The organism is Blautia sp. HA3515 (assembly GCF_059933065.1).
On the sequence record NZ_JAYFUY010000124.1, the window covers coordinates 1 to 8,638 of the forward strand.

Annotated in this window: 9 protein-coding genes and 1 pseudogene; 1 reads left to right on the forward strand and 9 read right to left on the reverse strand. The window is 43.7% G+C overall.

Annotated elements, in window-relative coordinates; all coding sequences use genetic code 11:
- The 4 genes from R1Y93_RS10480 to sfsA all read right to left on the reverse strand — a co-directional run.
- The coding region (locus R1Y93_RS10480; RefSeq protein WP_500822769.1) for a glycosyltransferase family 2 protein at positions 1-957 on the reverse strand (957 nt) is incomplete at its 3' end.
- An 88-nt stretch (positions 958-1,045) separates the two neighbouring features.
- Positions 1,046-1,549: an NUDIX domain-containing protein gene (locus R1Y93_RS10485; protein WP_500822770.1), complete on the reverse strand. Its 504-nt coding sequence runs from the start codon at positions 1,547-1,549 to the stop codon at positions 1,046-1,048.
- Between the two features lie 10 nt (positions 1,550-1,559).
- Positions 1,560-2,081: an A/G-specific adenine glycosylase gene (locus R1Y93_RS10490; protein ID WP_500822771.1), complete on the reverse strand. Its 522-nt coding sequence runs from the start codon at positions 2,079-2,081 to the stop codon at positions 1,560-1,562.
- A 21-nt stretch (positions 2,082-2,102) separates the two neighbouring features.
- Positions 2,103-2,798, reverse strand: coding sequence for a DNA/RNA nuclease SfsA (gene sfsA, locus R1Y93_RS10495; RefSeq protein WP_500822772.1), 696 nt, complete (start codon positions 2,796-2,798; stop codon positions 2,103-2,105).
- A 247-nt stretch (positions 2,799-3,045) separates the two neighbouring features.
- On the opposite strand from sfsA, the gene R1Y93_RS10500 reads away from it, so the two are divergent.
- On the forward strand, positions 3,046-3,666 hold the full coding sequence (locus R1Y93_RS10500; protein WP_500822773.1) for an HAD family hydrolase: 621 nt from the start codon (positions 3,046-3,048) through the stop codon (positions 3,664-3,666).
- Positions 3,667-3,684: 18 nt separating this feature from the next.
- On the opposite strand, the gene R1Y93_RS10505 is transcribed toward R1Y93_RS10500, so the two are convergent.
- The 5 genes and pseudogenes from R1Y93_RS10505 to R1Y93_RS10525 all read right to left on the reverse strand — a co-directional run bounded on the left by R1Y93_RS10505 (position 3,685) and on the right by R1Y93_RS10525 (position 8,377).
- Positions 3,685-3,978: a DUF3784 domain-containing protein gene (locus R1Y93_RS10505; protein WP_500822774.1), complete on the reverse strand. Its 294-nt coding sequence runs from the start codon at positions 3,976-3,978 to the stop codon at positions 3,685-3,687.
- Positions 3,979-4,018: 40 nt separating this feature from the next.
- Positions 4,019-5,917: a L,D-transpeptidase family protein gene (locus R1Y93_RS10510; protein WP_500822775.1), complete on the reverse strand. Its 1,899-nt coding sequence runs from the start codon at positions 5,915-5,917 to the stop codon at positions 4,019-4,021.
- A 161-nt stretch (positions 5,918-6,078) separates the two neighbouring features.
- Positions 6,079-6,708, reverse strand: coding sequence for a dipeptidase (locus tag R1Y93_RS10515; protein WP_500822776.1), 630 nt, complete (start codon positions 6,706-6,708; stop codon positions 6,079-6,081).
- Positions 6,659-7,033, reverse strand: a complete 375-nt coding sequence (locus R1Y93_RS10520; RefSeq protein ID WP_500822777.1) for a membrane dipeptidase — start codon at positions 7,031-7,033, stop codon at positions 6,659-6,661. The genes R1Y93_RS10515 and R1Y93_RS10520 overlap by 50 nt, the downstream gene beginning before the upstream one ends.
- Positions 7,026-8,377 (reverse strand): annotated as a pseudogene (locus R1Y93_RS10525) (MATE family efflux transporter). Before R1Y93_RS10525 ends, R1Y93_RS10520 begins: the two are co-directional and overlap by 8 nt.
- Positions 8,378-8,638: the final 261 nt, after the last annotated feature.

The following is an 8,638-nucleotide window of genomic DNA, read 5'->3' on the forward strand; positions in this document are numbered from 1 at the left end:
GCCTCTTCCAGGCAGGTTCATGAAATTCCCCATCAGACCAAAACGCAGCCTTGAATACAGTGATCTGTTGGTATCCTTAATATATGCCAAAAGCTCTTTCTTCTTTTCCAGTGCCTCTGCTGTGCCTGAACGGATCAGCATAATAGAAGAAACAGTGGTAATAATATCCAGATAACTGATCATATACTTTCTGGTCCTTTTGTTCATGGAAGTATGCTTAGTATAGGAATCCACCATCAGCTTATTTACTCTGATCTGCTGGTCGATCCTGCGGATCATTACCGTTTCATTAACAGACTGGTCATCCCGGCCTATAAAATATCTGTAGAAATTAGTATCCACATAATACATAGTCTTCACATAGGGAAGAGGATCAAATGCAAAAATGTTATCCACATAGAAGGTATGTCTGGGAAGTTCTAATCCACAGTCAACCAGAAGCTTTGTCCTGTAGATCAGTGAATGCATCAGCAGGTACTTGCCTTTTGGCATATGCTTTACCTGATCCCAGGTGAAAACCTCTTCTGTAGGGAAACAATGTCTGTATTGCATCACCCTTTTTTTGACAGCTCCCTGCTTCTCATAAACGAAGTTACTGATCAGAAGATCTACTGTGTGGGACCCCTTGACCAGTTCCTCCAGAGTATGGAGAATCTTCTCATAGGATTCACGGTTCACCCAGTCATCACTGTCAACCACCTTAAAATAAAGCCCTGTAGCATTCTTAAGTCCGGTATTTACCGCTGCGCCATGGCCGCCATTCTCCTGATGAAGAGCACGTACAATAGTCGGATACTTCTCTGCATACTCATCTGCGATCTGTGCAGTCCTGTCACTGGAACCATCGTCCACTACCAGGATCTCCACTTCCTCTCCTCCCGGAAGAAGAGAATTGATACATTTCTCCATATAAGCCTCTGAATTGTAGCACGGAATAGCAATACTTAATAACTTCATAAAATTCTCCTCACCTGTAACTTATGATATTTTAAGATAACTGTTCAGCGTTCTGGCAATTATGTGCACAATACTGTCTGCCAGATCATTACGCTTCTCTCATATATTTTAAATATGCCCCGAATGCAGACGGTATGGCATAATGTTGCTGTGTTTCCTCTCGTCCTGCAAAGAAAAAGTCCTGTGTCAGTTCTCCATCCAATGAAGCCACCTTGATCTGATAAGCTTTCATTCTCCACTCAATATGGGAAAAGATATGCTTGGAATCAGGAAGTTCCCGGATATATAAGGGATCCAGCCCCAAATCTCTCACATAGGACAAGGCCTGTGTTCTGCTATAGTATCCCAGAATATTGGGAAATTCATAAAGCCCTGCCAGTAACCCCTCCCCTGGTCGCTTCCGCAGTGCTGTGCTGCAGCCATCCTGGATCACAAGAACGGTCCTCTCTTCAATGGATCTTGGTTTTTTCTTTGCTTTAACAGGGTATGCTTCCTGATGGCCATTGATATATGCCTGGCAAAGCTCTTTCACCGGACAAATATTACATTTAGGTGATCCTGATGGTACACAGACCACAGCTCCAAGCTCCATCAATGCCTGATTAAAATCCCCTGGTACGGACACCTGGGATAATGGCAGATAACTGCTTCTCGATCTCTCTACGAACTGCCTGCTTCATAATATCTTGTGGATTCTCTGTAAGCCTTGTCACTACCCGAAGCACATTTCCATCCACAGCAGGAACAGGAATCCTGTAAGCAATGGAAGCAATTGCCCCGGCTGTATACCGGCCAATCCCTTTTAAGGATAAAAGCTTCTCAAAATCCTTTGGCAACTGCCCGTCATACTGCTCCACTATCTGAATTGCCGCCTTTTGCATATTCCTTACCCTGCTATAATATCCAAGCCCTTCCCACAGCTTCATAAGCTCTTCTTCCGGACAGGTGGCAAGGCTCTGGATATCCGGCAATCTGCTGATAAATCTATCGAAATAAGGCTTTACTGCCTCAACCCTTGTCTGCTGAAGCATAATCTCAGATACCCAGGTATAATATGCATTATCTTTATCGCGCCAGGGTAAATTGCGCTTAACTGCATTATACCATGTAAGAAGCGGCTCCACAATTTCTTTTTCACTGTCTGTTCACTCACTGCTCTCCTCCAAGAAAACCGGCACCTCCCTGCTGATCCTCATCTCATCTGGTGTTACAACACACTCTCTTGCCAGGATCTTCACACCTGCCTGCTGTGCCTTCACAAGCGCCCTTCCGAATGCCTGGTGTGTTTTCCAGTTTGGTTCAAATCGAAGCACCTGCTCCATCTGAATCACCAGAAGAAGATAGGCCTCATATCCTTCCTTAAGACATCGGATCAGTTCCTCCACATGCTTTACACCTCTTACGGTAGGTGCATCAGGAAAGCGTACCACACCATTTTCTTCAAGAGTAACGCCTTTCACTTCTATAAAGGCTTTTCTTTTTTCTGATTCTGCATAAATATCAAAACGGGAATTACCGAAAGTTTTTTCAGTTGTCACCCTTACTTTTTCCGAAAAAAGTCCTCCCTCCCTTATCCACTCTGCTGCCGCCTGATTCGGTGCTGCTGAATCCATATTGATCAGTCTGTTTCCTTTATAAACACAGACCAGGTCATATGCTGTCTTCCGTGCCGGATTGTCACTTTTCTCCAGAATCACTTCTGTTCCCGGGATCAGCAGTTCCCTGCACCTGCCTGTATTCTTTACATGAACAGTTTCTCTTTGTCCCTGGATATCCACAATTGCAATAAAACGATTGGGTCTTTCCAGAAATATTCCTCTTACAATATGTGCGTATTTCATTTTTCTCCTATCTTCCTGTTGATATATTTTTTCTAATATGAAAATTGTAAAAGTCATGGTTATAAAAGTCATAACTTGCCTTTTTCCAAAAGGCAGTTGCTTTTTTCTTCTGTCTCTAATAAAATGAAGGACTGTAGGAGTGCAAAGCACGGAACAATTCGTGTAATCATGATTTTTTCAGCACTCTATCTGTTCCGATCTGTGGAACGGCTACAATATATCTAAAAACAAGTGAGGTTACATATTCATGGATGGAATCATTTTTGATGTAGACGGAACTATCTGGGACGCCACAGAAGTGGTAGCCAGGACATGGACCCATTATGTGAAAGAACATACGCAGCTGAATACTGTGATCACAGCCCCTATGTTAAAGTCCTTATTCGGTCAGCTTCTTCCCGATATTTCAAGGCAGCTTTTCCCTTCGCTTTCCCAGGAAGACCAGCTTAAGCTAATCGATATTCTGTGTGAAAAGGAGCACGAAGCCCTGAGAAAAGAAGGTGCACCTGTTTACGAAGACATGGAGAAAGTACTGAAAGAACTGTCCGGTCGTTTCCCTCTTTTTATTGTAAGCAATTGCCAGGCAGGCTATATTGAGCTTGTTTTGGAAAAAACAGGCTTTGGCCCAATGATCACAGACTATCTCTGCCCAGGTATCTCCGGACAGGCCAAGGCAGAAAATATTATGACACTAGTGGAAAAGCATCATCTCCATGCCCCTGTATACGTAGGCGATACCAAAGGGGATTTTGAAGCATGCCAAAAGGCCGGCGTAGATTTTGTCTTTGCCTCTTACGGCTATGGAACAGTAGAAAATCCGAACTATATCATAAAAAAACCAGCGGACCTGCTTACGATCTGCAGGTAGATCCGCTGGCGGCAGTTATTATTTCCTGCATCTGGTACGAATGTACCAGATCAGAACTGCTGAAATAACAAGAATGACTACAAAATAAATAATGGATGCTGTAAATCCTTTAAAAAGCATATTGATCCCTGTAACAGCACCATAGCAGAGCAGTGCGATCCCAGATGCTTTCTGTAATTTTTCTTCATCATAAAGCTTCTTTCGTAAATCCGCATTTCCGCCCTTCATGAAAAAATCCCCATGTCCTGTAAGCAGCATAACTCCCACTGCCAGCGACACAACAGTAATAAAAATGTCCAGTGTTTCCCCCATCGTTCTTCTCCAATCTTTTTAAATATGCATCCATCCCTGCTTAATAAAAGCAAATGATCGGTACATCATATTGAATAATATTATACAGGATCGCTGCATTGGCAGGAGGCATGTTGATACATCCGTGTGATCCTCCATAAAGATATCTGTCACCGCCAAAGTAAGGCTGCCAGGATGCATCATGAAATCCTATGCCGCCGTTAAAAGGCATCCAGTAAGTAACCTGTGTCTCATATTCATAGGTGCCGTCCGGCTTCTGCTTGCCTCTTAGCACATCCGGGCTCTTCTTCCAGTACAGGGTATAGATTCCCTCCGGAGTCTTCCGGTCCTCATACTGCATATCCCCGGAAACAATATCTGAATCAAAAATAATACTTCCGTCCTGGTAATAATACATATGCTGTCCAGACAGGTCAACCTCAATATAGGTATTGCCCAGGTCATTATAGCCGTGAGATTCTGCTCTTTTTGAATATGCCGGCTCACGGACTGTCTGAGCGCCACTGCTGATCTCCTGGGTCAGCTGCTCTACTTCCTGTGCCTGGTCGATCTCCCATCCATAAACAGAACTATATACATACACTGTCCGGCCGCTGGTCGTATGGAATTCTCTGGTGGTTCCAACTGTATCATGATCCTTTGCCAGCTGCGCAACAAAATCTGTAATATGCTGCTTAAAGGACGAATCATCTCCACCGATCAGCTGACCTTTCTCATCTACTTCCAGCCAGTCCTTCAGGGTGCCTCCGTCCAGCGTAACCTGCTGATCGCCAAAAGTATAGGTAATGCTTGCCTTTGTATAGTTATTATATGCATCTCTGGTAGCCTGCAGATCCGGACTGTCGCTGGTAACTGCTGCCTGAACATACACATCCGGATCACTTCCCAGATCCACAGTAGGCTGGCTGCCTGCCACTGCCGCATCAAGCACCTTATAAGCTTCCTTTACTTTCAGTTCACTCCCCTGTGTCTCGGGAACGATCTGAAATTCACTGCCGCTTAAAGCAACATATGCATTTTCCGGCTTTATCTGATTCTCTTCTTTTGCACAGCTTAATGCCTTTACCTGATTCTGCAGCAAAGTCTTATCATAGGTAGCATTTTCTTTTGTGGTGTAGCTTCTGGTTTCAAAAAAACCACGAATCCACTCATATGGCTTCTGGCATTTTAAAAGCGCCAATATCTCACCATCTGATGCATATTGATAATTAATACTGCTTCCTGAAATACTCTCAGGCTCCTGGTCTCTCGCCAAAACCTGAATAGAATAATTCTCTACCTGCCCTGCAATAGCCTGTTCCACCTCATAGGCTGTCTTGCCTGAGCAATCCAAACCATTGATCTGTGTTCCACGGAAAAAATGATTGGAATAGTAGTATGATACAGCTGCATAAGCACAGCCTGCAGACACGATCATCATTGCAGCTACTATCCCTGTAACCTTCAGTCCTTTATGCTTTTTCTTACGCTTCCGGGGAGCTATTGCTGAATCCAGATCCTCATCTGTGATGGGCACATATGCGATTTTCTTAGGACGGGCAGACCTTCTGGATGAAGATTCCTGCACCCGCTTCTGTGCATGCTGTCTGGAAGGCTGCTTCTTTTCTTCCTTATGCTCAGGAACATCCTCTTCATGCTCATCCTCGTACTCTGAGTCTTCCTCTTCATACTCATCTTCGTACTCCGGATCTTCCTCTTCATACTCGTCTTCGTACTCTTGGTCTTCCTCTTCATACTCGTCTTCGTACTCCGGGTCTTCCTCTTCATACTCACCCTCGTACTCTGAGTCTTCCTCTTCATACTCATCCTCGTATTCTGAGCCTTCCTCTTCATACCCGTCTTCGTACTCTTCGTCTGTTGTGATCGGATCCATCGCTTCATTAATCCTGTCTTCAATGGATGGCTGGCTTTCCCCGCTTCTTCTCTTTTTATTGCTCATCTATACTCTCCTCAATGGCAATCACTCTCTCATAAAATGTCACGTGCTGTTATTATAACACACTTTCTCTTTTTATGTGACTTAAACTATAACTTTATTTTATCCCTACCTATCCATTTTATCCTTTAGTCAGTTCGTTTTTGTAATCTCTCTTTACCGCTTTACAGAATATCTTTCATAACACGCAATGCATTTTCCTGCCACATTTTATCAATCACCCGTTCTGGCATTTTGTGCTGGAGAAGAGCCTCTCGAAGCTTGTACAATTCATCACAGCTTTTGATCTGCAGCTTCCCCTCTATGCCATCAAAATCCGTTCCCAAAGCCAGCACATCTTCGCCACCCACCTGATAAATATGTCGGATATGCTGAAGCATATGGGCTATACTGCTTTTCCCGTCTGTTCCCAGAAAATCCGAGCAAAAATTCAGGCCGATCACGCCACCTTTTTCAGCAATCGCTGTGATCATACTATCTGTAAGATTACGTGAATGAACAGTAATGGATCTTGCATTACTGTGAGATGCAATAAAAGGCTTCTGAGTATGCTTTGCCACATCCCAGAATCCGCCATCAGACAAATGGGAAACATCCACAATGATCCCTAAACGATTCATTTCCTCCAGTGCCTGAAATCCAAAGCTTTTCAGACCGCTGGCCATCACTCCCGGATCATTGGAATTAGGATATCCGATCTCATTCTCATAATTCCAGGTCAGTGTGATCAGGCGAATCCCTCTGTTATAAAAATGCTGCAGTTTTTCCAGGCTGTTTCCTACAGGAGTCCCCATCCTCCATTGTTAAAAGTGCCCCTGTTTTGCCAGTATCCATACACTGCCGGATATCTTCATAATTTTTCACAAAAATAACTTTATCATGGCACTGTCTGAGATTTTTCTCAAACACATCGATCATATGATTAGCAGTTACATATGCCTTTTCATCCCGCCTGGCGGTTCCATATTTACCTACATCAAAAAAAGTGGAAAAACACTGTATCAGTGCTCCTGCCTTCTCAAGCCGTTCCACATCCACACTGTATGGATTATGCATCAGATCTCCCCTGTGAAAAACCGATGCCAGTTTTGATACTGTATCACAATGCAAATCAATCATTTGTTGTTCTCCCAAGTTTTCTTTCTGTATCTTTGATCACATAAAAATACATGGTGATCAGAAGTATGGTTGCCACTATCCAGGCTGCCGGGCTTGCAAGACAGGCTCCTACGTAGCTCCTCTTATGCGCAGCCACCACAGCTGTCACACCCCTGCCAACAAGCTCTGCCACACCGGACATCATAGGCAGAAGGCCATATCCCATACCCTGGATCCCGTTTCTAAGCACATTTACAAAATGCAGAGGAATCGTGAAAAATCCCACACATTTTACATATGTATCTACCATAGGAAGTACAGAATCGATATTGTCTGAAATGAAAAGATATGCAAAATATTTTCCCAGAAAATCAGTATCGCACCGGTAATAATGGCATAGGTCACTCCTATGATATTGGCACTGCGAAAACCTTCCCGGACTCTTTGCACATTTCCTGCTCCTACATTCTGTGCATTATAAGTAGCCATTGCTGTACCCAGGGCCACATATGCCTGTGAAAATATATTTTCCACTTTCTGTCCGGCTGTAAATGCAGCAACTGCATAGGCTCCCAAGATATTCAATGCACTTTGCACCATCATTGCCCCAATGGCTGTAATGGAATACTGAAGCCCCATGGGAATCCCTACGCTGATCTGATTCTTTGCCAGATAAGGACGGTATTTCCAGTCATCCCTGGAAAGATGCAGTTCCGGCACTGCCTTTATAATATAAAGCAGACACAGCAAACCAGAAACGCCCTGTGACACCACTGTAGCCCAGGCTGCTCCTGCTGCCCCCATATGAAATACCACAATAAAAACAAGATCCAGCACAATATTTAAAAGTGCTGCCAGGATCAGGAAATATAAAGGTGTTTTACTGTTGCCCAGTGCTCTCAGGATACTCGCCAGAATATTGTACAGCACCTGTGCAAAAATCCCACCGCAAATGATCATGATATACGCATAGGCATCTTTGAAAATATCTGCCGGCGTATTCATAAACTTTAAAAGACTGTGCATTCCAGCCATACTTACAGCTGTCATAATTACAGATACAACAATAGACAAAAGTGCAGCATTTCCTACTGTCTGACGCATTTCATCCATTTTCCCTGCACCGAATTTCTGTGCTGTAAGAACCGTAAAGCCTGCGGTAAGGCCAGTCAGAAATCCAAGAATCAAAAACATGATAGTCCCTGTGGAACCAACCGCTGCCAACGCCTTCGTACCCACGAACTTTCCTACAATGATAGCATCTACCATGTTGTAGAACTGCTGAAATACATTTCCGATAAACACTGGAATGGTAAAATCCAGTAAGATTTTCATCGGCTTCCCTGCAGTCATATCTGTCCGCATGTTTACTCCTCCTTATACAGACATTTGTCCAAAACCGTATATTTTGCTGTGTTTCCATAATAGCAGAGAGATTATAGCAAAAAGCCCCTGCTTCTGCAAGGGCTTTTTCGCGTATTTTCAGTATGATCTTTTCGTAATTTTTGTGAATTATGTGTATGATAAAATCCCGGATTATTTCTGGACCAGAAGAGATTTTCCTGTCATTTCTTCTGGCTGTTCCATACCCATCAGCTGAATCAGAGTCGGTACAATATCTGCCAG